This is a genomic window from Micromonospora sp. 15K316 (genome assembly GCF_004348525.1).
Classification (GTDB): Bacteria; Actinomycetota; Actinomycetes; order Mycobacteriales; family Micromonosporaceae; genus Micromonospora.
In genome coordinates, this window is the sequence record NZ_SMKG01000414.1 from 1 (window position 1) to 1,297 (window position 1,297).

Annotated in this window: 2 protein-coding genes and 1 pseudogene; 2 read left to right on the plus strand and 1 reads right to left on the minus strand. The window is 74.7% G+C overall.

Annotated features, from left to right (window positions below):
* The first annotated feature begins 89 nt into the window (after positions 1–89).
* Positions 90–740: a futalosine hydrolase gene (locus E1211_RS32040; protein ID WP_132353982.1), complete on the plus strand. Its 651-nt coding sequence runs from the start codon at positions 90–92 to the stop codon at positions 738–740.
* 85 nt (positions 741–825) lie between these two features.
* Here the strand turns inward: E1211_RS32040 and E1211_RS33650 are convergent.
* Positions 826–1,044, minus strand: a pseudogene (locus tag E1211_RS33650) (helix-turn-helix domain-containing protein); the annotation flags it as partial.
* Here E1211_RS33650 and E1211_RS33110 point away from each other — a divergent pair.
* A partial coding sequence (locus tag E1211_RS33110; RefSeq protein WP_207915601.1) for a hypothetical protein occupies positions 1,009–1,297 on the plus strand: 289 nt, incomplete at its 3' end. The pseudogene E1211_RS33650 and the gene E1211_RS33110 sit on opposite strands and share 36 nt — an antisense overlap.

Consider the following 1,297-nt stretch of genomic DNA (forward strand, 5'->3'; position numbering starts at 1 on the left):
GGCTACCACCTCTACCGCCCCTCCCCGTCCGTCGCCGGGTCGGGCGGCAGCGACGAGGAGACCCGGCCGGAACCACGCGGACCGGTGTCGTGAGCGGGCTGCTGGTGGTCACCGCCGTACCCGCCGAGGCGGAGGCGATCCGGGCCGGTCTCGCCGACCCGACGGTGACCGTGCTGCCGGTGGGCGTGGGGGCGGCCGTCGCCGCTGCGGCCACGGCCCGGGCGCTGGTGCTCGCCGAGACGGCCGGGCAGCCGTACCGTGCGGTCCTCAGCGCGGGAGTGGCCGGCGGCTTCGTCGGCCGGGTCCCGGTCATTGGCACCGTGCTCGGTACCGCGAGCATCGCCGCCGACCTCGGCGCCGAGGCTCCGGAGGGCTTCCTCCCGATCGAGGCGCTGGGCATGCCCCCGGCGCTGCTCGGTGGCGGCAGCACCGTGACCGCGGACGCGGAGCTGCTGGCCGCGCTCCGGGCCGCCCTGCCGGACGCGACGGTCGGGCCGGTACTCACCGTCAACACGGTGACCGGCACCGCGTCGAGCACCGAACTGCTCGCCCGGCGCCACCCGGACGCGGTGGCCGAGGCCATGGAGGGGTACGGCGTGGCGGTGGCCGCCGCCCAGGCCGGCCTCCCCTTCGCCGAGCTACGGACGATCTCCAACCCGATCGGCCCCCGCGACCGCGAGGCCTGGCGGATGCGTGAGGCGCTCGCCGCCCTGACCGAGGCCGCCCCGGCCCTGCGCTGAGCGCGAAGGTGGAAGGGATCAGGCGCGGTTGAGTCGCAGCGCCGCCGGCCGGCTCGCCTCGAACCGGAATCCGGCCGGCGGCCCGCACCAGGCGCTCGACCGTGCGGAACCTCGGGTCTCTCGCCCGACCGGACTCGATCCGCGCCAAGGTCGCCTGCGGTACGCCCGACCGCTCGGCCAACTCCCGCTGGCTCAGATCCGCCCTGCGGCGCAGGGCCCGCAGCGTCCTACCCAGCTCGACCGGGTCCACGAGTTCACCCACGGACCGATGCTCGTCACCCGCGCGGCCGTAATCAACACCCACTCCACTCCTGTGGACAAGCCTGTGGATAACCGGGTGGACGGCTCGGCGAGCGGTGGACAGACGGCCTACCTCGCCCGACCGTTCCGTGACCGCACCGGGTCGCACATGTGTTCCGGAGATGCTTTAGAGCTGAATCGTCTACGTCATCGCTTCCCGCGACGCGAGCAATCCGCCTGCTCGGGCGTGCTGCCACCGCACGCACCGAACCACCGCGCCCACCCGACCATTGCGCGCCGCCGACCAGCCCGCGCAC